The 26,433-nt window shown below is 37.1% G+C and carries 30 protein-coding genes, 1 riboswitch and 2 other annotated features; of the genes, 25 read left to right on the forward strand and 5 right to left on the reverse strand.

All coding sequences use genetic code 11. The features are described 5' to 3' along the window. The first annotated feature begins 58 nt into the window (after positions 1–58). From pstC to B3D94_RS10215, 8 genes are all read left to right on the forward strand, one after another. Positions 59–1,006 carry a phosphate ABC transporter permease subunit PstC gene (gene pstC, locus B3D94_RS10180; protein ID WP_025116033.1) on the forward strand — a complete coding sequence of 316 codons (948 nt, stop codon included), beginning with the start codon at positions 59–61 and terminating at the stop codon, positions 1,004–1,006. Next, positions 1,007–1,885: a phosphate ABC transporter permease PstA gene (pstA, locus tag B3D94_RS10185; protein ID WP_036127097.1), complete on the forward strand. Its 879-nt coding sequence runs from the start codon at positions 1,007–1,009 to the stop codon at positions 1,883–1,885. Between the two features lie 12 nt (positions 1,886–1,897). Further along, positions 1,898–2,731: a phosphate ABC transporter ATP-binding protein PstB gene (gene pstB / locus B3D94_RS10190; protein ID WP_069481969.1), complete on the forward strand. Its 834-nt coding sequence runs from the start codon at positions 1,898–1,900 to the stop codon at positions 2,729–2,731. 13 nt (positions 2,732–2,744) lie between these two features. Beyond that, entirely contained in the window at positions 2,745–3,404 is a 660-nt protein-coding gene (phoU, locus tag B3D94_RS10195; RefSeq protein WP_069481968.1) for a phosphate signaling complex protein PhoU, read from the forward strand. 173 nt (positions 3,405–3,577) lie between these two features. Further along, a complete protein-coding gene (locus B3D94_RS10200; protein ID WP_291757251.1) occupies positions 3,578–4,450 on the forward strand; it encodes a hypothetical protein in 873 nt (290 codons plus the stop codon). Positions 4,451–4,523: 73 nt separating this feature from the next. After that, positions 4,524–5,594: a mechanosensitive ion channel family protein gene (locus B3D94_RS10205; RefSeq protein ID WP_291757252.1), complete on the forward strand. Its 1,071-nt coding sequence runs from the start codon at positions 4,524–4,526 to the stop codon at positions 5,592–5,594. A gap of 39 nt (positions 5,595–5,633) precedes the next feature. Further along, positions 5,634–5,842 (forward strand) — a binding site (T-box leader). Positions 5,843–5,907: 65 nt separating this feature from the next. Continuing rightward, positions 5,908–7,293, forward strand: a complete 1,386-nt coding sequence (gene trpE / locus B3D94_RS10210; protein WP_069481965.1) for an anthranilate synthase component I — start codon at positions 5,908–5,910, stop codon at positions 7,291–7,293. Continuing rightward, complete coding sequence (locus B3D94_RS10215) at positions 7,290–7,862, forward strand: anthranilate synthase component II (protein WP_069481964.1); 573 nt, start codon at positions 7,290–7,292, stop codon at positions 7,860–7,862. Before trpE ends, B3D94_RS10215 begins: the two co-directional genes overlap by 4 nt. 48 nt (positions 7,863–7,910) lie before the next feature. On the opposite strand, the gene B3D94_RS10220 is transcribed toward B3D94_RS10215, so the two are convergent. Together B3D94_RS10220 and B3D94_RS10225 are read right to left on the reverse strand one after the other, a co-directional pair. After that, a complete protein-coding gene (locus B3D94_RS10220; protein ID WP_036127087.1) occupies positions 7,911–8,396 on the reverse strand; it encodes a hypothetical protein in 486 nt (161 codons plus the stop codon). 3 nt (positions 8,397–8,399) lie between these two features. Beyond that, the gene (locus B3D94_RS10225; protein ID WP_254664371.1) at positions 8,400–8,852 is read right to left on the reverse strand and encodes a hypothetical protein; all 453 of its coding nucleotides are present in this window, start codon (positions 8,850–8,852) and stop codon (positions 8,400–8,402) included. Between the two features lie 150 nt (positions 8,853–9,002). Between B3D94_RS10225 and rpmG the strand changes: the two genes are divergently transcribed. The 5 genes from rpmG to tyrS all read left to right on the forward strand — a co-directional run bounded on the left by rpmG (position 9,003) and on the right by tyrS (position 13,909). Then, entirely contained in the window at positions 9,003–9,152 is a 150-nt protein-coding gene (gene rpmG, locus B3D94_RS10230; RefSeq protein ID WP_008408521.1) for a 50S ribosomal protein L33, read from the forward strand. Between the two features lie 85 nt (positions 9,153–9,237). Further along, entirely contained in the window at positions 9,238–9,831 is a 594-nt protein-coding gene (locus B3D94_RS10235) for a 5-formyltetrahydrofolate cyclo-ligase (RefSeq protein WP_069481962.1), read from the forward strand. Continuing rightward, complete coding sequence (locus B3D94_RS10240) at positions 9,824–10,033, forward strand: YqgQ family protein (RefSeq protein ID WP_036162123.1); 210 nt, start codon at positions 9,824–9,826, stop codon at positions 10,031–10,033. Before B3D94_RS10235 ends, B3D94_RS10240 begins: the two co-directional genes overlap by 8 nt. A 267-nt stretch (positions 10,034–10,300) precedes the next feature. Beyond that, positions 10,301–12,196, forward strand: coding sequence for an LTA synthase family protein (locus B3D94_RS10245; protein WP_069481961.1), 1,896 nt, complete (start codon positions 10,301–10,303; stop codon positions 12,194–12,196). A gap of 128 nt (positions 12,197–12,324) precedes the next feature. Then, positions 12,325–12,565: a binding site (T-box leader), on the forward strand. Positions 12,566–12,694: 129 nt separating this feature from the next. Then, positions 12,695–13,909 carry a tyrosine--tRNA ligase gene (gene tyrS, locus B3D94_RS10250; protein WP_291757253.1) on the forward strand — a complete coding sequence of 405 codons (1,215 nt, stop codon included), beginning with the start codon at positions 12,695–12,697 and terminating at the stop codon, positions 13,907–13,909. A gap of 67 nt (positions 13,910–13,976) precedes the next feature. Here tyrS and B3D94_RS10255 read toward each other — a convergent pair whose 3' ends face one another. Then, positions 13,977–14,156: a DUF2759 domain-containing protein gene (locus tag B3D94_RS10255; RefSeq protein WP_031416957.1), complete on the reverse strand. Its 180-nt coding sequence runs from the start codon at positions 14,154–14,156 to the stop codon at positions 13,977–13,979. A 169-nt stretch (positions 14,157–14,325) separates the two neighbouring features. On the opposite strand from B3D94_RS10255, the gene B3D94_RS10260 reads away from it, so the two are divergent. Further along, a complete protein-coding gene (locus B3D94_RS10260; RefSeq protein WP_069481959.1) occupies positions 14,326–14,970 on the forward strand; it encodes an MBL fold metallo-hydrolase in 645 nt (214 codons plus the stop codon). Between the two features lie 57 nt (positions 14,971–15,027). On the opposite strand, the gene B3D94_RS10265 is transcribed toward B3D94_RS10260, so the two are convergent. Next, entirely contained in the window at positions 15,028–15,270 is a 243-nt protein-coding gene (locus B3D94_RS10265) for a DUF2626 family protein (protein WP_004231035.1), read from the reverse strand. 117 nt (positions 15,271–15,387) lie between these two features. Beyond that, entirely contained in the window at positions 15,388–16,098 is a 711-nt protein-coding gene (locus tag B3D94_RS10270; RefSeq protein ID WP_069481958.1) for a helix-turn-helix transcriptional regulator, read from the reverse strand. Positions 16,099–16,423: 325 nt separating this feature from the next. On the opposite strand from B3D94_RS10270, the gene comGA reads away from it, so the two are divergent. The 11 genes from comGA to B3D94_RS10325 all read left to right on the forward strand — a co-directional run bounded on the left by comGA (position 16,424) and on the right by B3D94_RS10325 (position 26,416). Beyond that, positions 16,424–17,443 carry a competence type IV pilus ATPase ComGA gene (gene comGA / locus B3D94_RS10275; RefSeq protein WP_291757254.1) on the forward strand — a complete coding sequence of 340 codons (1,020 nt, stop codon included), beginning with the start codon at positions 16,424–16,426 and terminating at the stop codon, positions 17,441–17,443. Then, positions 17,418–18,491, forward strand: a complete 1,074-nt coding sequence (gene comGB, locus B3D94_RS10280; RefSeq protein ID WP_291757255.1) for a competence type IV pilus assembly protein ComGB — start codon at positions 17,418–17,420, stop codon at positions 18,489–18,491. The genes comGA and comGB overlap by 26 nt, the downstream gene beginning before the upstream one ends. A 10-nt stretch (positions 18,492–18,501) precedes the next feature. Further along, a complete protein-coding gene (comGC, locus tag B3D94_RS10285) occupies positions 18,502–18,834 on the forward strand; it encodes a competence type IV pilus major pilin ComGC (protein WP_069481955.1) in 333 nt (110 codons plus the stop codon). Then, positions 18,834–19,274, forward strand: coding sequence for a competence type IV pilus minor pilin ComGD (gene comGD / locus B3D94_RS10290; protein ID WP_291757256.1), 441 nt, complete (start codon positions 18,834–18,836; stop codon positions 19,272–19,274). The genes comGC and comGD overlap by 1 nt, the downstream gene beginning before the upstream one ends. Continuing rightward, positions 19,267–19,584 (forward strand): hypothetical protein, encoded by a 318-nt coding sequence (locus tag B3D94_RS10295; RefSeq protein ID WP_291757257.1) that lies wholly within the window; start codon positions 19,267–19,269, stop codon positions 19,582–19,584. The genes comGD and B3D94_RS10295 overlap by 8 nt, the downstream gene beginning before the upstream one ends. Next, positions 19,577–20,005, forward strand: a complete 429-nt coding sequence (comGF, locus tag B3D94_RS10300; protein WP_069481952.1) for a competence type IV pilus minor pilin ComGF — start codon at positions 19,577–19,579, stop codon at positions 20,003–20,005. Before B3D94_RS10295 ends, comGF begins: the two co-directional genes overlap by 8 nt. Before the next feature lie 198 nt (positions 20,006–20,203). Further along, positions 20,204–20,719, forward strand: coding sequence for a shikimate kinase (locus tag B3D94_RS10305; protein ID WP_069481951.1), 516 nt, complete (start codon positions 20,204–20,206; stop codon positions 20,717–20,719). Between the two features lie 144 nt (positions 20,720–20,863). Then, positions 20,864–20,957, forward strand: a riboswitch (glycine riboswitch). A gap of 265 nt (positions 20,958–21,222) precedes the next feature. Next, positions 21,223–22,326 carry a glycine cleavage system aminomethyltransferase GcvT gene (gene gcvT / locus B3D94_RS10310; RefSeq protein ID WP_291757258.1) on the forward strand — a complete coding sequence of 368 codons (1,104 nt, stop codon included), beginning with the start codon at positions 21,223–21,225 and terminating at the stop codon, positions 22,324–22,326. Between the two features lie 25 nt (positions 22,327–22,351). Continuing rightward, positions 22,352–23,698 (forward strand): aminomethyl-transferring glycine dehydrogenase subunit GcvPA, encoded by a 1,347-nt coding sequence (gene gcvPA, locus B3D94_RS10315; protein WP_069481949.1) that lies wholly within the window; start codon positions 22,352–22,354, stop codon positions 23,696–23,698. Next, the gene (gene gcvPB, locus B3D94_RS10320) at positions 23,691–25,154 is read left to right on the forward strand and encodes an aminomethyl-transferring glycine dehydrogenase subunit GcvPB (RefSeq protein ID WP_036221527.1); all 1,464 of its coding nucleotides are present in this window, start codon (positions 23,691–23,693) and stop codon (positions 25,152–25,154) included. Before gcvPA ends, gcvPB begins: the two co-directional genes overlap by 8 nt. Positions 25,155–25,474: 320 nt before the next feature. After that, complete coding sequence (locus B3D94_RS10325; protein WP_069481948.1) at positions 25,475–26,416, forward strand: ADP-ribosylglycohydrolase family protein; 942 nt, start codon at positions 25,475–25,477, stop codon at positions 26,414–26,416. Positions 26,417–26,433: the final 17 nt, after the last annotated feature.

Below are 26,433 nucleotides of genomic sequence, written 5' to 3' on the forward strand. Positions count from 1 at the left end.
ATGCATAGAGGGAAAGAGATGTATGCTCTTTCCCTCCCTTATTTGAAAGGAGCTCCCAATGGTTTCTCAAAAGGAAAATAAGACATCATCTGTGCAGCAATTAATTGCAAATTCGCGCAATCATAAAACTAAGAAAATAGTGGAAAAAGCAATGCCAGCTCTATTATTTTCTGCAGCAATTATCTCTATTTTAACGACATTTGGCATTGTTTTCACCCTTATTTTTGAAACGTTTGAATTCTTTAAACGTGTGTCGATAACGGATTTCCTTTTTGGGACGAAGTGGTTACCGTTTTCAGGGAATGAACCGTTGTTTGGGATTTTGCCGTTAATCGCTGGTACATTAAAAGTGACACTTATTGCAGTTGTAGTAGCCGTACCATTTGGAATTGCTTCAGCTATCTATTTAAGTGAATATGCAAGTGAAAAAACAAGACGTATCGTGAAACCTATTTTAGAAGTTTTAGCAGGTGTACCGACTATCGTTTACGGATTCTTTGCTTTAACGTTTGTCACACCTTTATTACAAGAAATTGTGCCTGGACTTAAATTATTCAATGCACTTAGCCCAGGGATAGTTGTTGGGATTATGATTTTACCAATGATCACTTCTCTATCTGAGGATGCCATGTCATCGGTACCAAATAGTATGCGTGAAGGGGCTTTAGCTCTAGGTGCAACAAAATTTGAGGTAGCTATTAAGGTAGTACTACCGGCAGCACTATCCGGTATTATAGCATCTATAGTATTAGCTATTTCCCGGGCAATTGGGGAAACGATGATTGTTTCGCTTGCAGGTGGATCGACACCGAAATTTGATCTTAATGTTACGGATTCTATCCAAACAATGACAGCATACATCGTACAAGTTTCAACAGGTGATGCAGGTTATGGAACAACTATTTACTACTCAATCTATTCTGTTGGATTTACACTATTTATCTTTACGCTAGTAATGAATTTACTTGCTCACTATATTTCGAAACGCTTCAGGGAGGTTTACTAGATGCGCTATATGGATGACACAGTCGTCATGAAACGAATGACAAAGCGTATTACATTCAATAAAGTTTGGAAAACCTTATTTTTCTTAGCTACTACGTTTGCGCTTGTTACCTTAGCTATTTTGCTTTACCGCATTGTGACACAAGGAATTGATTATTTAAATATTGATTTCTTAATGAATTTTGCATCACGTTTTGCAGATAAAGCAGGTGTCAAAGCTGCCCTAATAGGTTCACTTTGGTTAATGGCAGTTGTAGCGCCCGTATCCATTATTTTAGGAGTAGGTACGGCAATATATTTAGAGGAATATGCCAAGAAAAATAGAATCAACGACTTTATTCGTATGAATATCTCAAATCTAGCGGGTGTACCTTCCATCGTTTTTGGATTACTAGGTTTAACTATTTTTGTACGTATGATGGGACTAGGCAAAAGCGTTTTAGCTGCTGGCCTAACTATGAGTTTATTAATTTTACCGGTCATTATTGTTGCGGCACAAGAGGCCATTCGTGCAGTACCGAATGAGCAACGTGAAGCTTCATATGGGATGGGCGCAACAAAATGGCAAACGATTTTACGAGTGGTGCTTCCAGCTGCTATTCCAGGTATTTTGACAGGAAGTATTTTGGCTATGTCCCGTGCTATAGGGGAGACAGCGCCACTTGTCGTAATCGGAATTCCAGTCATTCTACAATTTTTACCGAATGGTTTATTAAGTCAATTCACAGCTTTACCGATGCAAATCTATGATTGGGCAAAACGTCCGCAAGAAGCATTTCAGTATGTGGCCGCAGCTGGTATTTTAGTGCTTATGACTGTTCTTCTATTGATGAACTCTATTGCCATCTTTATTCGAAATAAATTCCAAAAACGTTATTAATGAGGTGACCTTATGGTACTAGATTTAAAAGAGGAAAAAACAATTGTCAAATTGAATCAATCGACGACGAAATCTTCCGCTGATATAGCGAAAAATATTGTTTATGATACACGTAACTTGAATTTATGGTACGGTGATCATCAAGGCCTAAAGGATATTAATTTAAGTATTTATGAAAATGAAGTAACGGCGATTATCGGTCCTTCTGGCTGTGGTAAATCTACGTATTTAAAAACATTAAACAGAATGGTAGAGCTTGTTCCTAGCGTTCGTACATCTGGTGAAATTTTATACCGTGAGCGTAATATTTTAAATAAAAACTATACGGTTGAGGAATTAAGAACACGCGTAGGAATGGTGTTCCAAAAGCCAAACCCATTCCCAAAATCTATTTATGATAATATTGCCTACGGTCCAAGAATCCATGGTATTAAAAATAAAAAGATTTTAGATGAAATAGTTGAAAAGTCTCTGAGAGGAGCAGCCATTTGGGATGAGGTCAAAGATCGTTTAAATCAAAATGCCTATGGTTTATCTGGTGGTCAGCAACAGCGTATTTGTATTGCAAGATGCTTAGCGATTGAGCCAGATGTCATTTTAATGGATGAACCAACCTCTGCATTAGACCCAATTTCTACACTAAAAGTGGAAGAGCTTGTGCAAGAGTTGAAAAAAGACTATTCCATTATCATTGTGACCCATAATATGCAGCAAGCTGCCCGTATCTCTGATCGTACAGCGTTCTTCCTGAGCGGAGAAGTTGTAGAATACGATAAAACAGATATCATCTTCCAAACACCATCAGATCAACGTACGGAAGATTATATTTCAGGACGTTTCGGCTAAGGAGGAGCAATCGATGGTAGTACGTGAACGTTTTGAACAGGAGTTAAAAGAAGTTCAGGGGCAATTTATTGCACTTGCCAATAGCAGTATTTTCGCATTAAAAACGGCTTTTGAGGCATTAGTCGAACAGAATTTAGAAAAAGCTTTGAAAATACTTGAAGATGATTTAATCATAAACCGGCTTGAAGAAGAAATAAACGACCATGTGATCCTTATGATTGCTAAGCAACAGCCTGTAGCCACAGATTTACGTCGTCTCATGGTCCTTGTGAAAGCAGCAGCAGATATGGAAAGAGTGGGCGATTATGCGGTGAATATCGCCAAAGAAGCGATTCGAATTGGAAAAGAACCGATTGTGTTCCCTATGACAAACCTACAAACGATGTGCAATAAAACTGTAGAAATGCTAGAGAGCATCATGAAGGCCTTTACAGAGGAAGATACTGTTCGTGCTAAAGAAATCGCTGAGCTAGATGATTATGTGGATGATTTATATGGAGCTACGGTTACACTTTTGCTACGTGCAGGCGTTGAAGACCCAGCACATATTTCTCAAATTACTCATTTAACATTTATTTGCCGATATTTAGAGCGTTCTGCAGATCATGCTACTAATATCGCTGAACACCTTTTTTACTTAGTAAAAGGCAAGCACTATGAATTAAATAATTAAGGAAGAAGAGCTACTTGTTAGCTCTTCTTTTCTTTTGAAAAAAACGATTATAAGCAGCAACATTGTGTTTTTATGTGGCGTCTATATAACGAGTGTTTTGTATTGTCAAAAAATTTTTTTGGTTATACTATAGACAATATCCAAAAAAATGTGGTGCTTAGGAGGTGCTGCTTGTGAAAAATCCGATAGAATCACTCATAGAAAAGTTTGATCAAGATTTGTCACTAGAACAACGTAATTATTTACGTTTTCTCTATGAAAACTTACATCTTGAGGAATTAAGCAACAGGGAACAACACTATTTTATCGACTATTTCTTCAAGAGTGAACCATTACGAAATATGGCAGCATTTGCACTGGAATTGGCAGACATTCTGCATGAAATTAGGGAAAACATTCCTGCTATTGAGAAGGCTGAGAGACTGGCAAATGGTAAGGAGCAGCGTTTGTATTACGAACGGAAATGGTCAGAGCTGAGACGTCAAAAGCTCAAACAGCAAACAACAAAGAATGGCAATGTTTTTTATGTACCTTTTCATGACTATAAACAGGAACCTGGACCCCTGATTATTTGTTTAGAGCAGACGACTGGGATGGAAGCTTATTCTGAGCTGTGTAAAAGCATGATATTACCGTTATTTATGAATGCCCATCGCGAAAAACGCGATTTATATATTATCCCTTATGATCGGCAAATCGATGTTCATTATCGCTTTGAAAATGGTCATTTAAATTTAGCGGATTTTAAGAACTTTATTGAATATAAAGCTAAAGGCGAAGCTGAACTTTTGCCAGTTCTACAGTTTGTCAGATCATTACTTCATGAAAATCAACTAGGCTCCGAAGCGGAAGTTATTATATTTACAGAGGGCACCCCTATAGATGGAAAGCATCTTGTCAGTAAGCAAGCAAAAGCGATGCTGGAGGAAATGAAACGAAAATACCTTGCTGAGTTTTCTGTTATTGCGATGCATGAAGATAATTTTAATAAACAACAATTTTGGTTTGCCAATAAGGCTTTTTTTGCGGATGATGCAATACAATAACAGAAAGGGGCTAACCTTTACGTAAGGTCAGCTCCTTTTTATTGGAGATACATAGGTACTAAAGGAGATATACATGGATTCATTACATTGGATTTTACCTAAATTTACAGTCCCCTCTTGGATGGACGTCTTAATAGCAATCATTATTTGTATAGTTGGTTGGCTGATTCAACGATTCATCATAAAAAAAATAATTAATCGTCTGGTGATCTTTTTAAAAAATCGTCATCGAAATTTCCAAGCAAATGTGCTTGCTCAATTTAGTAAAGCCATTGGCTATGCATTTATGACAGCAGTCATTGTGCTAAGCTTATCTTATTTAATAGAAGTTCCTTTATTTACGCATAAATCAACGAAAAATTTTGTACTGTCTATTATGGTGTTTTTTGCTTTTAAGGGTGTATATGACGTATTAAATTTCTATACAAAGCAGCCACTTCAATTAACCAGTGAAGAGGACCAAAATGTACTACTACCTTTTTTCCTACGAATTGGTAAAGTACTCATTATGATTTTTGCCATGTTCACAATCGCCTCATTTTGGAACTTTAATCTGAATGGCTTTTTAACAGGAATTGGCTTAACGGGAGTAGCGATTGCTTTTGGGATTCGAGATACATTAGCCCATGTGTTTGGTGGTATGTCCGTGGCGCTTGATAATCCATTTCAAATTGGTGATTGGATTGCGACCGAAGATCAAAAAATTGAAGGAACCATTGAGGATATTAATCTTCGCAGTACCTTAATTCAAACAGGGGATAAAGGGCTTGTCTATGTGCCGAACTCTTATTTGGTTAATCGTCCCATTTACAACTTATCGAGACGAGAAAAGCGCAAGTGCGAACAATTTTTATATGTAGCTGCTACCAATGAAGAAGACACATTACGCAGTGCCTTATCGGCTATTCATAAGGAAATTTATTTACATGCTAACACAGAGAAAGACATGATCCATGTTTTTATCGATGAATTTCATCATGATAGTTATCGTGTGCTTATTCGTTTCTACGTCGCTACAAATGATACAGCCGTCATGCTAGAAGTACGTCAGGAAATCTTCTTTGCCATACGCCAAATCGTGGAAGAGCTTTCCATTACTTTAGCATCCCCTGATGAGGATGAAGGACCGAGAAGGAAAAAATAAATTGAATTGTAAGATAGTTTGCATTACAATATAATCTAGCAATCAGCGCTGATGAAGAGTAGTAGCTATTAGTATTTGTCATAGAGAGCTAGTGGTTGGTGGAAACTAGTACAAATAAATGGTGAATGGACTTCGGAGCTCTAATCCTGAATGACAGTATGGATTAGCGTATGCCTACGTTATAAGGCTTAGAGAGGGTCTTCATAGTAGACCAATGAAGGTGGCACCACGGCTTTTCCGTCCTTTTGTGATGGAAAGGCCTTTTATATGTATTTGGTGTAGAAGAGCAGAGCTTAGAGAAGGAGAGAAGAGCATGACAGTTGAGCTTAGAATGTATGCCATGAAAGTATTACAGGGAGATATGATGACCCCTATTTCTGTTTATCAATCATTGAGAGGACAGCATAAAATGTTGTTCGAATCGTCAGCCAAGCATGAGGAAAGTGGACGTTATTCTTTTATTGCAGTTGATCCAGTGGCTGAATTAAAAGGAACTAATGATGCGTATACCTTTCTTAAAGGGCAGGAAAAGGAAAAATCGAATGGGAATGTGCTCGATTATTTAAAGAAAGTGATGCCATTCCATGAAGAAACTTATCCATTCCACTTTTTTGGAGGCGTCATTGGATTCTTTGGATATGAAACAGCTTTTTATGCAGAAAAAATCGGAGAATATTTACAGGATGAATTAGCCATGCCTGATGTCCATGTTTTTTTCTATGATACATTTATTGTATTTGATCATGTGACACAGGAAATTACATTGGCTTCAATAGATTTATTTAGAGAAGGGCGTTCCTTAGAGGAAATGGAAGCAGCTATCTCAACGATGGAGCAGCAGCTTTATATGGGGACAACATTTGATGCCGTGAAGGTAGATAGTCTTGATTTTAAGCCAATGATTTCAAAGGAGCAATTTGTCACATTAGTGGAGTGTGCAAAGCATCATATATTAAAAGGGGATATTTTCCAAATTGTGCTATCACAGCGCTTCTCAGCCTCGTTTACAGGCTCCCCTTTTGCGCTGTATCGCCAATTACGCACATCCAATCCCTCTCCATATATGTTCTACATGGATTATGGATCCTATATTATTTTAGGAACATCTCCAGAAAGCCTAGTAAAGGTTAAAAATCGGCAGGTGACGACAAATCCAATCGCAGGCACCAAGCCTCGTGGTGAAACAATGGAGCAGGATGAAGCCATTGCAAATGCCCTATTGGAGGATGAAAAAGAAGTGGCGGAACATCGTATGCTAGTGGATTTAGGCCGCAATGATCTTGGCCGAATTGCAAAAGTGGGTTCTGTAAAGCTGAAGAAATTCATGAATATTGAACGCTATAAATATGTTATGCATATTGTGTCGGAGGTATTAGCGGACCTCCGAGATGATCTCCATGTTTTGGATGTCCTTCGTGCTTGCTTACCTGCGGGTACAGTGTCAGGAGCACCAAAGATTCGTGCGATGCAGCTTATAAATGAATTAGAGCCTGTAAAGCGTGGCGTCTATGCGGGAGCTGTCGGATATATATCGACGACAGGCGATATGGATTTAGCCCTTGCTATTCGTACCATGATCATTAAAGATGAGAAAGCTCATGTACAGGCAGGAGCAGGTATTGTTCATGATTCGGTCCCATTATCTGAATATGAAGAAACACTTAATAAAGCTCGAGCACTACTGGAGGTGAAAAAATGATTTTAATAATTGATAATTATGATTCTTTTACTTACAATTTATTTCAACAAATAAGTATGCTTGGGAAAGACGTTAAAGTCGTGAGAAATGATGCTATTACAATAGAAGAAATTCAAAAAATGTCACCAGAAGCTATTATTTTATCTCCCGGACCTGGAACACCAGCCGAAGCAGGTATCACGGTTAATGTTATTAAGGAGCTATATCAAAAATTTCCTATATTAGGGATTTGCCTTGGGCATCAATCCATTGGATACGCATTTGGGGCGAACATCGTGCAGGCACAAATGATCATGCATGGCAAGCTGTCACCTCTACAATATGAACCAACAGGTTTATTTGCACATTTAGATGGAGTTATTCAAGTAATGCGGTATCATTCCCTAGTTATTGAAGAACCTTCATTACACAGTGATTTTAACATTATCGCAACAGCGAGTGATGACGAGGAGATTATGGCTATCCAACACAAAAAATATCCTCTTTACGGTCTGCAATTTCATCCTGAATCAATCGGCACAAAAGAAGGAAGTAGGATGATGCAAGCCTTCTTTGAAAGTATTGCTTAAATAAAAAGGCTGTCGCCTCCTTAATTTGGATGTGGCGACAGCTTTTCTTTATTGTTTTTTACCTGTAATTAACTTCGCAATTTCCTCTAAAGACATGGAAGAATTGACTTCGTAGGACCCAATTTGCAAGCTTCGTGCATATTTTGCGTTTGCGAGTAGTAACTCCATTTCTACGCTGTTAGAAATAATGCCACCATCCTCTAGCTTTTGGGCCACTATATATGGTGTAATCCCACTATATATTTGCAATGTCATTGTTGTATCATCCGCATTGGTATCTTCTTTAACAGACGGTTCTGAAGAATTAGTAGCAGTAGTTTCTTCAGTAGTATGTACTTGTTTAACTTGTTTTTTTAACGCAGCAATTTCTTGATTGGCCTGATTGAGCTTATTTTGCAATTCTTCAACTTGCTGCTGATTGGAAGAATCTTTTTCAGGGAGCCCAATGTTCACATCGAAGCGGCTTGCAAGAGCAAGTATGGCACCGACTAGGAAAATGGCTACGCCAAATGAGCGGATGGAAGACTTGTTCATAAATTAACGACCCCCATTTGCAATCACTTGACGAACTTGTTCTTCTGTTAAATTTGAGCGGATACTAATATCTCCTACAGAAAGTCCTTGTTTATTCAATTCGAGCACCTGACTTACGATAATTTGATGAATCGGCTTTGCTTGTGATGGATTAGGCGCTACTTTTGAAGCTTGTGCTGCTTGTTGGACAGCTTGCATGACTTGTTGAACTTTAGGATTTTGTACGCTAGGATTAGGTGTTGTTTTTGATTTTACTTGAAACTCTGGTTCTAATAGTAGCTCTTCCTCTACAATTTTTAAACGGCGCTTTAAATTATTCGTTTCTTGGAATATGGAGATAGATAATTCTTCGACATCTTTCTCGACTTTTTTCGAGCTATTTTTGAAAAAGAACGATACTATAATCAAAAGAATCCCGAAACTCATTAGTATGATGGATAAATCCAATAGTTTCACCTCGTTGTAGTATGTAATTATAAGATATTTTACCATATGCAAACTTAATATGAAATGAAGGTAGATTTTTTTTCATTTTGTGTTATAATAGGTTAGTCGTATAAATCATGCTCAAATTTAAATTCTTGATATAGAGTGGGAGGGTTAATGATGCGCGTAAACATTACTTTAGCTTGCACAGATTGCGGCGAACGTAACTACATTTCTAAAAAGAACAAGCGTAACAATCCAGAGCGTCTTGAACTTAAAAAATATTGCTCTCGCGAGAAGAAATACACTCTTCACCGTGAAACTAAGTAATCGCTCATTAAGCCAAAACCACAAGTGGTTTTGGCTTTCTACATTTTATGAATGATTAAGGTTTTACTATATAGGAGGTAGCCTGATGGATAAAACAACATTACGAAACAAGGTACGAGAAACACTTGCGATAATGAATGAAGAAGTTTATATCAGACAATCTAAAGCTGTAGTGCAAAGGGTGCAACAGGAACCATATATAATAGAAGCAAATACTATCGGCATTACCATTTCCAATCAGCCAGAAGTCGACACAATTCTTTTAATTGAAGAACTATGGCAGCTTGGGAAAAAGGTCGCTGTGCCAAAGTGCCACCCCAAAACAAGAGAAATGACATTTTACGCCATTGAATCATTTGCTCAGCTTGAAACAGTATATATGCATTTGCGTGAGCCTATTCCCGAAAGATGTGAGTTAGTTGACGCAAATGAGATGGATATCATCTTAGTACCTGGGGTTGTTTTTGATCGGTTAGGCTATCGAATAGGGTATGGCGGTGGTTATTATGATCGCTATATATTAAACTATAAAAAGGGTAAATTGATGTCATTACTTTTTGACGAGCAGATCGTTAATCGTGTTCCTACTGAAGAACATGATTGCCCTGTAGACATCATAGTGACACCGACAGAACGTATTGACTGTCTAGCACATCGAGGAGCGAACGAAAATGGATAAAATGTTAGATATTTATGAACTCTTGAAAACTTATGGTACTTATATTTATACACGGGACCCTATTGGCGATTTGATGTTAATGGAGGATGAAATAAAAGAGCTCTATAAAGCGAATGTACTAGACATAAAAGATTACCAAATGGCATTATTACTAATTCGACAAGAAACAACAAGACTTCGTATGGAAGAGAATAAAAAGTAATGTTTGAAATATAATGTAATGTGGTATTGTAAAATGTATGTAATATTCTTAAAAACAGTGGGTTTCCGCTGTTTTTATGTTTTTACGAAACTTTTTACAATGTAAAACGTATATATAGATATCTGGTGCATATACGAGCCAGGAGAGTAAAATTTCCAAAAGATATGTGTTGATTATCTGTAAAAAATGGATTAAGATATATTTTGTTTCCGTAACAAAATGTAAAAATTATTATTTTTTTGTAAGGAAGTAGGGAGGATGTTAGGAATGAGATCAATAAAGTGGCCTAAACATTCATTTATGATACTAGCAATTATAGCAACTTGGATCAAAACGGTCATTGTTTACCACACGAGCTTTGAGATGAAAATTGAAAATGCAATGCAACAATTTATTTTGTTTATTAACCCATTAAGTTTCTTGCTATTTACGTATGGTTTAGCACTTTTCTTTAAATCAGCAAAAGCTAGAAATCGTTATTTAATTACAGTCAGCATTATTTTATCAATAGTCCTATATGGAAATGTAGCGTTCTATCGTTTCTATAATGACTTTATTACCCTACCTGTATTATTCCAAACAAGTAATTTTAGTGACTTAGGAACTTCAGTAGCAGCAATAATAGAGCCATGGGATGTCTTGTATTTTGTTGATGTACTTATTTTAATCTTAGCGAATAAATTTATACCAAAAATGAAAAATTCGTTTAAAGTTAATGTGGAATTCCGCCGTGCATTTTTTGTGCTGGCAATCGCTATGTCATTCTTAAACTTAGGTTTAGCTGAAACAGAGCGTCCACAATTATTAACACGTAGTTTTGACCGTGAATTACTTGTAAAAAACATTGGTACGTACAATTACCATTTGTATGATATTTATATTCAAACAAAATCATCTGCCCAACGTGCGTTAGCGGACGGTAGTGAATTAGTTGAAGTAAACAACTATGTTCGCTCTAATCAGGCAGCAGTTAACCCAGAAATGTTTGGAAAATATAAAGGTCGCAACTTAATTGTTGTGTCTATGGAGTCTTTACAAAACTTTGTCATTAACAATGACATGAATGGTCATGAAGTTACGCCATTCTTAAACTCTTTAACAAAAGATAAAGATACGTATTATTTCAGTAACTTCTATCACCAAACAGGTTTAGGAAAAACATCTGACTCTGAGTTTATCGTAGAAAATTCATTGTTTGGTTTAGGACGTGGAGCAGTATTCTTTACGCATGGTGGAAATACGTATAACTCAATGGCAGAACGCCTTGGGGAAAATGGATACTTTACAAATGTCATGCACCCAAATAATAAATCATTCTGGAACCGTGACATCATGTATCAATCTTTAAAAATCAATAAGTTCTACGATATCGATTCTTATACAGTAGAAGAAGGGCAAGCTGTGAACTGGGGAATGAAAGATACTCCATTCTTAGAGCAATCTGCAGCATTAATGAAAGATATGCCACAACCATTCTACTCAAGACTTATTACGTTAACGAACCACTATCCATTTACATTGGATCCGGAAGATATTATGATTCCTGAATATGACTCAAACTCAGGAACATTAAATCGCTACTTCCAAACAGTACGCTATATGGATGAAGCCTTAAAAGATTTCTTCCAACAATTGAAAGATCAAGGTGTTTATGATAATTCTATTATTGTTATGTATGGTGACCACTACGGTATTTCAGAAAACCATAATAAAGCAATGGCACAATATTTAGGAAAAGAACAAATAACACCATTTGATAATGCATTGTTACAGGAAGTACCTTTATTCATCCATATCCCAGGATCTAACGATGGTAAAGAGATGACTGAGATGGCTGGACAAATGGATTTACGTCCAACAATTTTACACCTGCTTGGCATTGAAACGTCAAAAGATATGCAGATGGGTGCGGATTTATTCTCTCCAGAACATGAAAACTTTGTAGTGTTCCGTGACGGACGCTTTATCACAGATAAATATGTGTATGCGGGAGAAGCTTGTTATGATAAATCAACAGGTGAAGAAATAGAAGTGGAGCCATGTCAGCCATACGCTGATCGTGCAACTATGGAACTTGAAAATTCTGACGCCATCATCAATGGAGACCTTCTTCGTTTCTATGATGAAAAGACAGGTAATTTAAAACAAGAATCCGTTAAGTAAACAAAGAGAGATCTCGCCATGAGATCTCTCTTTTACTTTGCACAATTGACAAATTTGTTGAAGTGATTATAATTAGTGTAAATATCTGCATAACGAAGATTTGTTTTTCACATTTCGGAGTATAAGAGTTAAAGGCATGGAAAAGAACAAGTAGCTTTAATAAAACTGACAGAGAGTAGCCGGTAGCTGAGAGGCGCGAGGAATATTAAAGTGAATACATCTTGGAGCTGCGTACCGAAATTTTAGTAGGCTACGACGGGTTTGCATCCGTAATCATTGCAATAGTATCGCTGCGGCTGTACTAATGGAGGAGTGCTATTTGAGTAGCTCTCGAAAAAAGGTGGTACCACGTTCATTAACGTCCTTAGGATTTAATCCTAAGGGCGTTTTTTGCATCTGGACGTTCTTATTGCCAAATTAGGGGCGACAGCAGTTCTGTCAGAAACTCTTATAGATCTTGCAATATTAACTTTTTAATATTACAAGGAGATGTTTTGTATGTTTTTAACACCAAAGGAGCAGTTAGCTATTATTAAAAAGGGTGCAGACAAAATTGTTGATGAACTCGAGTTACTAAAAAAATTGGAGCACTCATTTCAAGAGCAAAAACCCTTAACAATTAAATTGGGGCTCGATCCATCCGCACCAGATATTCATTTAGGGCATGCAGTCGTGTTGCGAAAAATTAAACAGCTGCAAGATTTAGGACATCATGCAGTCATTGTTATTGGCGATTTTACGGGCCGTATTGGTGATCCTACCGGAAAGTCTAAGGGACGTGTAGCGTTAAGTGATGAAATGGTGAAGGAAAATGCCAAAACGTATTGTGAGCAAATTTTTAAAGTGTTAGATGAAGAGAAAACGATTGTCCGTTTCAATAGTGAGTGGTTAGCGAAATTAACGTTTGAAGAAGTCATCCAGCTGGCAGCCACTACATCTGTTGCCCGTATTTTGGAGCGTGAAGACTTCCAAAAGCGGTACCACCACCAAATTCCAATTGGCATACATGAATTTTTCTACCCCCTCATGCAGGCGTATGATTCTGTAGAATTAAAAGCTGACATCGAATTAGGGGGGACCGATCAAACGTTTAATATTCTCATGGGACGCACCTTACAAAGGCATCGAGGGCTAAAAAAACAAATTGCTATTTTTATGCCATTACTTGAAGGATTAGATGGCATTGAAAAAATGAGTAAAAGCTTGGGGAATTATATTGGTGTCAATGAAGCACCTGAAGTTATGTTTAAAAAAATTATGGAAATACCAGATTCGCTCATTATTAAATATTTTGAATTAGCGACAGATGAGCATCCACTTCAAGTGCAAGCCATTCAAGAAAGGCTGCAAAATGGAGAGAATCCACGTGATTTAAAATTACAATTAGCAGAAATAGTGACAGCTTTATATCATGGTCATGCTGCTACGATGGATGCAAAATCTTATTTTGAAGCTGCTTTCCAAAAGAAAGTTATTCCTGATAATATTCCTGTATTGCTACTTGAAATTGATAAAGAAAGAATAGAGGATATCATTCCACAATTAATTTCTATCCAATTTATTCAGAGTAAAAGTGATTTTTTAAGGCTTATTAAACAAAATGGGGTTTCATTGAATGGAGAAAAAATTGCTGTGGATGATCTATCTCAAGTATTAATGAATGAGGATGTCCTGCAAATTGGTAAGAAGAGATTTCTAAAATTAAATAAGTAAAATGGGATGATGTCCAAGAAAAAAAGAGCGACCTCTAATAGAGACTGCTCTTTTTTCTGTCTAAATTTTAGTGTAATTTTGGTGGATACCCGCTATGAACGATTGTCATGATGACAAACCATCCAAAAACGACAGCACTTAATAAGTTGAAAACAACGCTTAAAAGGTTCTTTTCTTTAATTGCTTGGAATGTACCAACTACAGCTAAAATCGCTACTAGACCAAAAATAACCATTAATAAGTTCATTAAAAATAGACACTCCTTTCGACATCAGAAAATGAATGTCGTAAACAATATTCCTCCTTAATTGTAATCGTTCTACCTGTTTTTGTCGAGAACTATTATAGCGCAAACTATGAACATTTATCGTCAAATTGTGGCAAAGCCTGTATAATAGAAAAATGAGGTGATATCTATGATGAACGTACGTAGTTTTTCTCTTGGTCCAGTCCAAACGAATTGCTATATCGTATCGAATAAAGACAAGGAATGTATCGTGTTTGATCCAGGCGAAGAAGCGGAGCGTCTTATTAAAACAATTCGAAGCAATGGTTTAAAACCGTTAGCCATTTTTTTAACGCATGCACATTTTGACCATATTGGTGCGGTGGATGCCGTAAGGGAAACATTTAATGTACCTGTGTGGATTCATGAAAAAGAGGTTAGCTGGCTAGGAGATCCAGAAAAGAATGGCTCTAGTAAATATGCTGCATTACCAGATTATAGGGTAGCTGCACCAAATCAAGACACTATCATTAAAAAAGAGCAACAATTTGAAATGAGCAACTTTGTGTTTCAAGCTGTATTTACACCAGGACATTCACCTGGTAGCATTTCTTATGTATTTGAAAATGACGGCTTTGCGATTGTGGGAGACACATTATTTGAACAGGGTGTAGGACGGACAGATTTAATTGGTGGGTCCACCAAAATATTATTAGCATCTATTCATGACAAATTATTATCATTACCTGAGGATACAATCATATATCCGGGTCATGGAAATTATACAACTGTCAGTGCAGAGATGGAAACAAACCCGTTTTTAAATGGATTTTAAAATACCATGCGTAAAAAAAAGCGTATCTCGTTAATGAGATACGCTTTTTTAGTTGTATTAATGACCGCCACCAGGTACGTGAATGAATGTTGTATAGTACGTGAAGCCAGCGAAGAATACAGTTAAATATGCTCCGAAAATGTACATGTACATACGTTCTGAAAGGTTTAAGAAGCCTAATAATAAGAATAAACCTGTATTACCTAAGAATAATAGCGATACCTCGTTCATACCACCAAGGTAGAACATAACGGCAAAAATACCTGTCCAGAATGCCATAACTTTATACATATTATCCATGAAATTTCCCCTCCTTTTGCCCACGACACAATAATCTCTTACTCATTATAAATGATAGGAAAGGTGTCTGTAAACTGGAACTTCTCAGTCTTTGTGACAAACAAATGGATTTTTTAACTAGCTATCGATTTCTGTCACGTTTATTTCATATTTACATAAATCGCAATTATGTATCATACTCTCAATTTGCACAAATTCATTGTTTGAATATAACGCATCTAGCTGCCCTTTTAAATAGGATTCATGTAATGAGCAGACAATATCCGAATGTGTTGTAAGTTGCTCTTGGAATGGACAATTAAAAATGGAGAATATAACCTTTTTACCACGCTCTGTTTGTTGAATTTGTGGAACATAGCCGATTAATGCGGCATTGTCAGTTAATAGTTGAAGCTTCTCGTCGAAGGAAAGGGAATTATTGATTGTCAATTCAGCGTTTATATTTTGTTTCATTTGCTGATAGCCATCTTGATAGCTAATTTCCTGACATTTTTCTAAGACAGATGGTCCAAGCTCTTCCACTAATTGAATCGTCCATTTCAGTAAACGCTCTTCGTCACGTCTAGGAAAAGTTAATGATACGCCTTTCTCAGAAGCCTTATACACGCGTCCAGGTCGACCACCTTTGCCCGTTTTCACATAGTCTGCGGAAATAATATTAATTTCTGAAAGCTTTGTTAAATGAAGTCGAGCGACATTTGGATGGATGCCAAACTGATCAGCAATATGTTGGACGGTCACTGTTTTTTTCTCTTTCAATATGTACTCATAAATAGAGTATCTTGTTTCATCAGCTAAAGTGCTGGTAATTTTCAATGGATGGATCATATGCTTCACCTCATTAGTTTTTTATAAAATTATGTTCGTCTACCAAGTGTTAGGAAAATAATCATGTTCATTCTATTATATTCCATTATTGAAAAAGATACAGTTCATTTCGGCATAAATATTAATTTTTTCATGTATTGATCTTCTATTTTAGTGGGAAATTGCACTTTATCCACATTTTTATAGCAAAAAACATGAATGATAGGAAATTTTATAACAAATTTTTATTTTCAGAAAAGGGCTTTCTTCGTAAGAAGATCCTATTTATACTAGGAAATAACGAATACGCGGTCATATTCGAATGAACTAGAAGAGGGGTGCATATATGCAGAATTTTGAAATAGTTGTTGAACAAAAATGTGAGCAACTTTTACTAAAAGCCTATCATTTTGGTGCAACTGATTTATTATTGGTGCCAAGCAATATAAATTATCGGATCTATTTTCGGAAATATGACAAACTTCTTCATGCAGGTGAACTACCAAACGATCTTGCGGAACGGATGATTTCCTATTATAAGTTTCTGGCACAATTAGACATAAGTGAGCGTCGTAAACCTCAAAGCGGCTCATTCCAAAAGACAATGGAACAACAGCCATATGCTTTTCGAGTATCTACACTGCCTTCCGTATTTTTAAAAGAAAGCCTCATTATCCGCTTACTTATCCAAAATCATTCTTTTCCACTAACTTCCTTATGTTTTTTTAAAAGCTCAGCCTACAAATTAATGGAACTTGTACAGAATCGACAAGGCCTTTTGTTTTTTACAGGGGCGACAGGTTCTGGTAAGTCCACTTCACTCTATTCTTTAATCCATTACTGTTCTACCGAATTAAATAGGCATGTAATTTCCTTGGAAGATCCAGTAGAAAATAAACAAGCGAATTTACTTCAAATTCAGGTGAATGAACGAGCAGGCGTTACATACGCTACGGGGTTAAAAGCTATTTTGCGACATTCACCGGATGTAATCATGATAGGAGAAATTCGAGATAAAGAAACGGCGAAAATTGCCATAGAGGCGAGCTTGACGGGCCATTTAGTTGTTTCAACTATTCATGCTAAGGATTCTCTTAGCTGTCTTTACCGTTTAATGGACTTAGGGGTGTCGATAGATGAGCTTCGGCAAACTGTCATTGGTATTGTTGCCCAAGTCCTTTTTCATTCATCAGCCTTACAGGATGATCGACGTGCGTTGTATGAAATTTTATCGGATGTTCATCTAAATCAGGCTATTACCGCTATTTTAAATAAGGGGAATTTTCATCTACCATACGAATTAACCTTAAAGGGACAAAAAGAATTAGTGGAGAGCCATTATGCAGTTACAAACATACATCGATAACTTCCAATTATATTACAACAGAGCTACCAAATGGCGTGTAAAGGAGCAAGCGCAATTTATTCAACGTTTATCTGTATTAATGCAGGAGGGCTACCTATTTCCACAGGCTATCTCCATGCTACTACCTCATCATATAGATGGTCATGAGGAAATTCAGCAACAAATTGATGAAAAACTTAGACAAGGAGAAGGCGTAACAAGTATTTTGGAAACATTGCAGCTGGCTAAACATCATTTAGTAGCGATCAAAGTGGCAGAAAACAACGGACATATGCTTGAAGGATTAAAAGGTATGGCAAAGCAAATGATTGTCAGTGAGAAGACGAAGAAAAAGTTAATTAAATTGCTTGTTTATCCTGTCATACTAATTTTATTTTTATTGTTGCTATTCTTTATATTCCGAACAATTTTCTTACCTAATATTGAACAAATGGTATCAAGTCGCTCGATTGAAGGTGGGAAGACAAGCGTGGCGCTATCTAAAATCTTACTGCATGTCCCCGATTTCGTGATGGTAACAGCTTCGATTGTAATAGTCAGTTTATTGATTTTACACTTCTATCTTAAACGCCAACCCATTCCTCTGCGACTATCAATATTATTAAAAATCCCACTTTTTCAAATCTATATCCGACTATCATGGACAAGACAATTTGCTGCTTATTTAGGTAGTTTACTGCAGAGTGGGTTTTCATTGCAGGCTAGTCTTCAAATTTTAGAGGAACAATCCTTTCAACCTTTTCTACAGCATCTGTCACGTCGAATTAAAGAAAGGGTAATCTTTGGAGAGTCATTGACGCAAGCAGTACAAATTATGTCTATTTTTCACAAGGATTTTGCTAGTTTTGTAGAACATGGAGAACAGAGTGGCTATTTAGGGAAGGAACTTACATTGTATAGCGAATTATTAATGGAAAAACAGGAGCAACTATTGCAAAAGGTGCTCGCCTTCATCCAACCAAGCTTCTTTATTGTTATTGCTATATGTATTTTAGCGGCCTATGTCAGTTTACTATTACCAATTTATCATATGATTGATTTAGTTTAGGAGGAGCAAGATGAAACAAATCAAACAACAAAATGGCTTTACTTTAATCGAAATGCTCATTGTTTTGTTAATCATTTCAATTCTTATTTTAATCACAATTCCAAATGTTACAAAGCACTTTGCTACGATTGATGAGAAGGGCTGTGCTGCGTATATTAATATGGTACAGGGGCAAGTAGAAGCCTATAGAGTGGATCTTATGGCATATCCAACTCTGGAGGATTTAGTGAAAGAAGGATATTTAAAAGAAAATGAAACAACTTGTCCTAATAAAGAAGAAATAGTTATTACGACTGAGGGAGAGGTACGCTTAGCAAATGTAGGTGCAGGTACGAATGGCTAATGAGAGAGCGAAAAAATGAGTTGGGCTTTACGATCCTCGAAATGCTGATTGTTTTATTTCTTGTTATGAGTCTAACAGCTATTGTTAGCAAATTCACTTTAAAATTAGCGGAGTCAAAGGAATTAGAGCGTTTTTTTACTCAAATTCAACTAGATATTCAGTATATTCAAACCTATAGCATGAACAAGCGACAATATATCGCGATGAAATTTGAAAGCTCTACAAGGCGCTACGTTATTCAAAAAGATGTTTTTTCCAATCTATATGAACGGCCATTCCCTAAAGGAGTCGAATTTTCGCCTGATGAGAGCTCTATTTATACTATTGTTTATAATGTTAATGGCAATGTCAGGTCAACTGGCACCCTAACGTTTCAAACGCCACACGGAAAGAAAAAGGTAATCATTACATTAGGGCGAGGGAGAGCGAGAATTGAATGAGTCTGGTTATTCTTTTGTTGAAACGATTTTGGCTATGGGCATCTTGATGTTACTTTGTAGCTCCTTATTGCCCATTACCTATACGATGAAAACGAACCTTACGAATAAAAAAATGGAAATGATTGCAGCTGAAACAGCGTACGAGGGCTTGAAACTATTTCAAGCTATACAACAAACTGAAGGCACAAGAATTATTGAACAGGTTGAGTATCAATGGGTGTTTTATGGTGGAGAGATTTGTGTTCGTTTTCACAATATACTCAAGCAACGCCAAAAATGTATTTCCCTTACAGGTAATGTCAATGAATAATGAAAAGGGCTATACCTTACTAGAAGCAATGTTTCAATTAATTGTGTTTGTGCTTATTTCTCACCTTTTTGTCCTAATTATGCTGTGGTATGCTGAAATGACCTCAACTATGCAAACGGATGAACAGTCGAAATGGGAGCTGTTTGTGTATGATTTAAATAAAGGGCTAAAGGATATTTTAACGTTCTCCGTGCGGGATAATCACAATAGAATCACTTTCCAGACCACGGAATCTGTCCATTATATTGATTGCTATCGTAACATCATTCGTGAACAAGTAAATGGAGGACATGTTCCCATGCTAATTGGCATTAATAAATGTCACTTTACCTATAGCGAAAATATGCTGACGGTAGCGGTGGAAATGCCTAGTGGTATGCAAAAGGAGCGAACCTTCTATGTGCCAATTATTGAAAAATGACAGTGGGGCTATTTTTTTAATCGCAATTGCATTATTATTTCTTGTAACTACTTTTCTTCTTGCGTATTGTATGTCATATGAAATGCAATTTCAAACATATGATGGGCTCGAAAAATTGAATGTTCAAGCTACGATAAATTTATTGGGACAAATTTTGTCAGACAGTGTAGAATCGTAGTTATAAGAAGGTGATTCGAATTGCGAAAAATATATTTAGTTGGTTTTATGGGTAGTGGAAAGAGTGCTTTAGGAAGACGTTTAAGCTTTTTATTAAAGATGCCATATTATGATATGGATCATGAAATAGTGAGACAGCAAGGAATGTCCATCCCGCAGATTTTTGAAAAGTACGGAGAGGCCCATTTTCGAAAAATAGAAACAGAATTTTTGAAAAGTTTCCGCGATGAGGCTTGTATTATTTCTACGGGCGGTGGAGTTGCGATTAATGCTGAAAATCGAAAAATTATGAGGCGCAGTGGCTTAGTATTTTTTTTAGATGCTTCGTTTGAGGATATTTATAAACGAGTTCAGCATGATCCTAACAGACCAATCGTACAAAGCTCGACAAAAGAGGAGCTAGAAAGTCTGTATCATTACAGGAGGAAGTTTTATCGTGATGCAGGGCATATTCAGGTCTTGACAGAGGGCAGAACCATTCGTCAAATTTTAGAGTATTTAGTGTTCCAAGTAAAAAGGCTTAAAAACGAACGATAAAAGATATATGACTTATTAATGTTCGTGTTTTGTTATCTTTTAAAAAATGATTGCCTTTTCAATGCATTTAATGTTAGGATATAGACAAATAAGTAACTAAATGTTCATTGAATACTAAATAGTACCAAGATGTATCTTGGGCGGATGATTGTACGGGGAGAGAGCGTAATTAAACGCCACCGAAGGAGCAAGTAGCAATGGCTATGAATCTCTCAGGTAAAAGGACTCGTATAAGACGCAACTCTGGAGAGAGCTGTAGTATAACAATAGCAGCCACCAAAGGGGAAAGCCGACTAATTGGCATTATCAATCATGCGAGTTAGTCTGGTGTAACTTTCAGGTGCAAGGACAGAGAATCCCGAAAAGGGGTTCGTCTGTCTTTTTTTATGTCTTTAGGTACTCCTTGAAGCTTCTACTTTGCTAAGTCATGACTGTACCCATACAAAAAGCAGACGAACTACTACCAGTAAAAATGTAACTAACAATAAAGGGGGCAAAAAAGAATGACGAATGAATTAAAACGTACACCTCTATTTGAAGAATATGCGAAATATGGTGCTAAGACGGTTGACTTCGGTGGATGGGAATTACCAGTTCAATTCTCTTCTATTAAAGATGAACATGATGCAGTACGTAATCGTGCGGGATTATTTGATGTATCCCATATGGGTGAAATTTTAGTAACAGGTCCCGATGCATTAAATTTTTTACAAAATCTTTTATCCAATGATGTTTCAAGAATAGCTACTGGCCAGGCACAATATACAGCAATGTGCTATGAGGACGGCGGTGTTGTCGATGATTTACTAACATATAAGTTAGCTGATGAACATTATTTATTATGCGTGAATGCAGCAAATATCGCAAAAGACTATGATTGGATGCTGGAAAATCAACATCAATATAATGTGACCATTGAAAATCAATCTGAAGCCTATGCACAAATTGCCCTACAAGGACCTTTAGCAGAGGAAGTTCTTCAATCCCTAACTTCCACTGATGTAAGTGCAATTAAATTTTTCCGATTCCAAGAAAATGTAGAAGTCGCAGGACATAAAGTATTAGTTTCTCGTAGTGGATACACAGGAGAAGATGGCTTCGAATTATATGGAGCACCAGAAGATATTAAAGCGCTATGGGGTAAAATTTTAGATGCTGGTCAAGACAAAGGTGTTGTTCCTGCAGGTCTAGGATGTCGTGATACTCTACGTTTTGAAGCAGGTCTGCCACTTTACGGTCAAGAATTATCAGCAACGATTTCTCCTCTTGAAGCAGGTATCGGCTTTGCTGTGAAATTAAATAAAGAAGATTTTATTGGTCATGATGCATTAGTAGCTCAGAAGGAAAATGGTCTTCCACGCAAACTAGTCGGCATTGAAATGATCGATAAAGGGATTCCACGCCATGGCTATAAAGTGTTTAAAGATGGTAAGGAAATTGGTGAAGTTACAACAGGAACACAGCTTCCTTCCTCAAAACGTAATGTTGGTCACGCGTTAATTGACAGTCAATTCGCAACAATCGGAAATGAATTAGAAATTGAAATCCGTGGTAAGCAACTAAAAGTAATTACAGTTGAAACACCGTTTTACAAGCGTTCAAAATAATAGTTGAAAAGAGGGACCTACATTTATGAAACATCGTTATTTACCAATGACGGAGCAAGATCAAAAAGAAATGTTAGACGTAATCGGTGTATCCTCAGTTGATGAATTATTCGAGGATATTCCAGAGAAAGTACGTTTTAAAGGCCTTTATGACATCAAGGCAGCAAAATCGGAATCTGCTTTATTAAAAGAGTTAACGGCACTTGCTGCTAAAAATAAAGATACAAATGCGAATGTATCGTTTTTAGGTGCCGGCGTTTATAATCACTACAAGCCAGTGATCGTGGACCATGTTATTTCTCGCTCAGAGTTTTATACAGCTTATACACCATATCAACCTGAAATTTCACAAGGTGAGCTTCAAGCTATTTTTGAATTCCAAACTATGATTGCAGAGCTTACTGGTATGGATCTTGCCAACTCTTCTATGTATGACGGTGGTACAGCATTGGCCGAAGCGGGAATGTTGGCTGCTGGACATACACGTCGTAAGAAAATTTTAGTTTCTGAAACGGTACACCCAGAATATCGTGATGTTGTGGCTACATATGCCTATGGTCAATCTATTGATATCATTACAATTCCACATAAAGATGGTGTGACTGATATTGCAGCTTTAAAAGAGCTAATTGACGACAATACAGCAGCAGTTATTGCTCAATATCCAAACTTCTTTGGCCAAGTTGAGGATATTCAAGTAATTGGTGATATTGCGCATGAAGCAAAAAGCTTATTCGTAGTATCGTCTAACCCACTTGCCCTAGGTATTTTAACTCCCCCAGGCAAACTAGGTGCTGATATTTGTGTAGGTGATGCACAAGTTTTCGGTATCTCTGAAGCATTTGGTGGTCCACACTGTGGTTTCTTTGCAGTGACAACTAAATTAATGCGTAAGGTGCCAGGACGTCTTGTTGGTGAAACAGTAGATGGTGAAGGACGTCGTGGTTATGTATTAACACTACAAGCGCGTGAACAACATATCCGTCGCGATAAAGCAACTTCTAACATCTGTTCGAACCAAGCGCTTCTTGCACTTGCAGCTTCTGTAGCAATGACAGCTCTAGGGAAACAAGGTATTCGCGATATGGCTACACAAAATATTGCGAAAACACGTTATGCAAAAAATGCCTTTGAAGCAGCAGGCTTTACAGTAGCATTCCAAGGTGCACATTTTAATGAAATCGTAGTGAAAACTAATAAATGTGTGAAGGAAATTAATAAAGGCTTAATTGAAAAAGGTATTATCGGTGGATATCCTTTAGGTCAAAATTATGACTCTCTTAAAAATCATGTGCTAATTGCCGTAACTGAATTACGCACAAAAGAAGAAATTGATGCACTAGTTGCAGAAATGGGGGCTCTTCATGCATAACGAAAATCAAACACTCATTTTTGAAATTTCAAAAGAAGGTCGCGTTGGCTATAGCTTAGAAGCGCTTGATGTACCTGAAGTAGATCTAACAGATATATTACCTGCTAATCTAGTACGTACAGAGGCCGCAGAATTACCTGAAGTATCTGAGCTTGATATCATGCGTCATTACACAGCACTTTCTCGTAGAAATCATGGTGTAGACTCTGGCTTCTACCCACTTGGCTCTTGTACGATGAAATATAATCCAAAAATTAATGAAGCGGTTGCTCGTCTTTCTGGCTTTGCCAATGTGCACCCACTACAAGATGAGTCAACAGCACAAGGTGCCATGGAACTTCTTTATGATCTACAAACGTCATTAGTAGAAATTACTGGTATGGATGAAGTGACATTACAGCCAGCAGCAGGGGCACATGGAGAGTGGACAGCATTAATGATGATCCGTGCTTTCCATGAAGCAAATGGAGAAGGTCACCGTAACAAAGTTATCGTTCCTGACTCTGCTCACGGAACTAACCCAGCTTCAGCAACAGTAGCAGGCTTTGAAACAATTACAGTTAAATCAGATGAAACTGGCTTAGTTGATATTGAAGACCTTCGCAAAGTAGTAGGTCCTGACACTGCAGCCTTAATGTTAACAAACCCGAATACACTTGGTTTATTTGAAGAAAACATCATCGAAATGGCAGAGCTTATCCACTCTGTTGGCGGTAAAGTGTACTATGATGGTGCAAACTTAAATGCCGTTATGAGTAAAGCACGTCCTGGCGATATGGGCTTTGACTGTGTGCATTTGAATCTGCATAAAACATTTACAGGTCCGCACGGTGGTGGTGGTCCAGGTTCAGGTCCAGTAGGTGTAAAAGCAGATTTAATCCCGTACCTACCAAAACCAGTACTTGTAAGAACAGAAGAAGGCGCATACCATTTCGATTACAACCGTCCACAATCTATCGGACGTGTAAAACCATACTATGGTAACTTTGGTATCAATGTACGTGCATATACGTATATCCGTACAATGGGTCCAGATGGCCTAAAAGCTGTTACAGAATATGCTGTATTAAACGCCAACTATATGATGCGTCGTTTAGAGCCATTCTACGATCTTCCATATAACCGTCACTGTAAACATGAATTTGTTTTATCTGGTCATCGCCAAAAGAAATTGGGTGTTCGGACACTAGATATCGCAAAGCGTCTGTTAGACTTTGGCTACCATCCACCAACAACGTACTTCCCATTAAATGTGGAAGAGGCGTTGATGATTGAGCCAACAGAAACAGAATCTAAAGAAACATTAGACGCATTCTGCGATGTGATGATTCAAATTGCGAAAGAAGCAGAAGAAAATCCATCCATCGTTCAAGAAGCACCACATACTACAGTTGTATCCCGCTTAGACGAAACACGTGCTGCTCGTACACCTGTACTACGTTATCAAAAAGCTTAAAATTGACAAACCGTTCACTTTCTTAGTGGGCGGTTTTTTTATGAATTTTTTTCTATAATTTCCCTTAGATGGTTTGTGGAAGGAGGGGATTCAAATGCAAACAACATCATCTGAATTAAGTTTACCAACAAATAATCTATTAAATAATACATACAGAATCAATATTTTGTGGCGGTGGTCATAGATTGGGAAGAATTTAAGCAAAACCACAAGAACGGACATAATGCTATCAAGTTAGGACAGAAGATGGGGGAAATTCGCATCTGCAATTATAGTCTACTTTATAGTATGTTAGATAGAGGAGGGAGGCATGTAATCCTATGATAGATGCAAAGATGAAGGAACGATTGTTTGCCACTTTATATGGTGGGATAGTTGGTGATTTGATGGGCGTACCTGTCGAGTTTAAAAAGCGGGGGACTTTTCATGTAGAGGATGTGATGGGTTATGGTACTTACAATCAACCACCGGGAACATGGTCAGATGATACTTCTTTAACGCTATGTTTAGTCGAAAACATAATTGAAAAAGGCGATACACGAAGCTTAATGGATAAGTTTGTACGATATATGGAGCAAGGCTATCTGACACCTTTTGGGGAAATGTTTGATATTGGCATCACTACTGCTGAAGCTGTGTCAAGTTATAAAAAGGGAGTTGTGCCTGAGCAATGTGGAAAAACGGGCGAGTTTGATAATGGTAACGGAACGCTGATGAGGATTGCACCTTTAGTGTTTGTATTAATTAATGAAGATGATTTTAAGAAAAGAAAAGCGTTGATCCAGCAATATACCATGATCACGCATAGTCATCCACGTTCAATAGTTGGGTCTATCATTTATATTGAGTTATTGTTAAGTTTATATAAAAGTAATTCACTTGAGCTTGCATTAAATGAGGTATATACCTTGTTGCAAAATAATTTACAGGATGAATTACATACAGAGTTAAATGCCTACAGTAGAATTTTTGAAGAGAACTTTTTACGTATCTCTGAAGACGAAATTAATTCAAGCGGTTATATTGTTCATTCACTGGAGGCAGCCATATGGAGTGTTGGTCATGCATCTACCTTCAAAGAAGCTATTTTAAAGGCAGTCAATTTAGGAGAAGATACTGATACAATAGCGGCAATAACGGGAGCTTTAGCAGGTATGTGTTATCAAATGGAGGGAATTCCAACTGATTGGTTGAACGCAATTGTAAAAAAACAAGAGATTGATGATTTAATCGAAGCTTTTTATAAGTTTTGTTTTGCATAGATATGAAAAATCTTCAA

It is taken from the genome of Lysinibacillus sp. UBA5990 (assembly GCF_002429815.1).
GTDB lineage: Bacteria > Bacillota > Bacilli > Bacillales_A > Planococcaceae > Lysinibacillus > Lysinibacillus fusiformis.

Excerpts from the sequence above, each read along its gene's own strand:
- gcvPA (WP_069481949.1), top strand. The coding sequence starts at position 22,352 with ATGAAACATCGTTATTTACCAATGACGGAGCAAGATCAAAAAGAAATG.
- B3D94_RS10240 (WP_036162123.1), top strand. The coding sequence starts at position 9,824 with ATGGATAAAATGTTAGATATTTATGAACTCTTGAAAACTTATGGTACT.
- comGF (WP_069481952.1), top strand. The coding sequence starts at position 19,577 with ATGAATAATGAAAAGGGCTATACCTTACTAGAAGCAATGTTTCAATTA.
- B3D94_RS10215 (WP_069481964.1), top strand. The coding sequence starts at position 7,290 with ATGATTTTAATAATTGATAATTATGATTCTTTTACTTACAATTTATTT.
- phoU (WP_069481968.1), top strand. The coding sequence starts at position 2,745 with ATGGTAGTACGTGAACGTTTTGAACAGGAGTTAAAAGAAGTTCAGGGG.
- pstC (WP_025116033.1), top strand. The coding sequence starts at position 59 with ATGGTTTCTCAAAAGGAAAATAAGACATCATCTGTGCAGCAATTAATT.
- B3D94_RS10255 (WP_031416957.1), bottom strand. The coding sequence starts at position 14,156 with ATGAACTTATTAATGGTTATTTTTGGTCTAGTAGCGATTTTAGCTGTA.
- rpmG (WP_008408521.1), top strand. The coding sequence starts at position 9,003 with ATGCGCGTAAACATTACTTTAGCTTGCACAGATTGCGGCGAACGTAAC.
- pstA (WP_036127097.1), top strand. The coding sequence starts at position 1,007 with ATGCGCTATATGGATGACACAGTCGTCATGAAACGAATGACAAAGCGT.
- comGB (WP_291757255.1), top strand. The coding sequence starts at position 17,418 with ATGCAGTTACAAACATACATCGATAACTTCCAATTATATTACAACAGA.
- comGC (WP_069481955.1), top strand. The coding sequence starts at position 18,502 with ATGAAACAAATCAAACAACAAAATGGCTTTACTTTAATCGAAATGCTC.
- comGA (WP_291757254.1), top strand. The coding sequence starts at position 16,424 with ATGCAGAATTTTGAAATAGTTGTTGAACAAAAATGTGAGCAACTTTTA.
- B3D94_RS10245 (WP_069481961.1), top strand. The coding sequence starts at position 10,301 with ATGAGATCAATAAAGTGGCCTAAACATTCATTTATGATACTAGCAATT.
- B3D94_RS10205 (WP_291757252.1), top strand. The coding sequence starts at position 4,524 with ATGGATTCATTACATTGGATTTTACCTAAATTTACAGTCCCCTCTTGG.
- B3D94_RS10235 (WP_069481962.1), top strand. The coding sequence starts at position 9,238 with ATGGATAAAACAACATTACGAAACAAGGTACGAGAAACACTTGCGATA.
- B3D94_RS10325 (WP_069481948.1), top strand. The coding sequence starts at position 25,475 with ATGATAGATGCAAAGATGAAGGAACGATTGTTTGCCACTTTATATGGT.
- B3D94_RS10265 (WP_004231035.1), bottom strand. The coding sequence starts at position 15,270 with ATGGATAATATGTATAAAGTTATGGCATTCTGGACAGGTATTTTTGCC.
- gcvT (WP_291757258.1), top strand. The coding sequence starts at position 21,223 with ATGACGAATGAATTAAAACGTACACCTCTATTTGAAGAATATGCGAAA.
- gcvPB (WP_036221527.1), top strand. The coding sequence starts at position 23,691 with ATGCATAACGAAAATCAAACACTCATTTTTGAAATTTCAAAAGAAGGT.
- B3D94_RS10260 (WP_069481959.1), top strand. The coding sequence starts at position 14,326 with ATGATGAACGTACGTAGTTTTTCTCTTGGTCCAGTCCAAACGAATTGC.
- pstB (WP_069481969.1), top strand. The coding sequence starts at position 1,898 with ATGGTACTAGATTTAAAAGAGGAAAAAACAATTGTCAAATTGAATCAA.
- trpE (WP_069481965.1), top strand. The coding sequence starts at position 5,908 with ATGACAGTTGAGCTTAGAATGTATGCCATGAAAGTATTACAGGGAGAT.
- comGD (WP_291757256.1), top strand. The coding sequence starts at position 18,834 with ATGAGAGAGCGAAAAAATGAGTTGGGCTTTACGATCCTCGAAATGCTG.
- B3D94_RS10220 (WP_036127087.1), bottom strand. The coding sequence starts at position 8,396 with ATGAACAAGTCTTCCATCCGCTCATTTGGCGTAGCCATTTTCCTAGTC.
- B3D94_RS10270 (WP_069481958.1), bottom strand. The coding sequence starts at position 16,098 with ATGATCCATCCATTGAAAATTACCAGCACTTTAGCTGATGAAACAAGA.
- tyrS (WP_291757253.1), top strand. The coding sequence starts at position 12,695 with ATGTTTTTAACACCAAAGGAGCAGTTAGCTATTATTAAAAAGGGTGCA.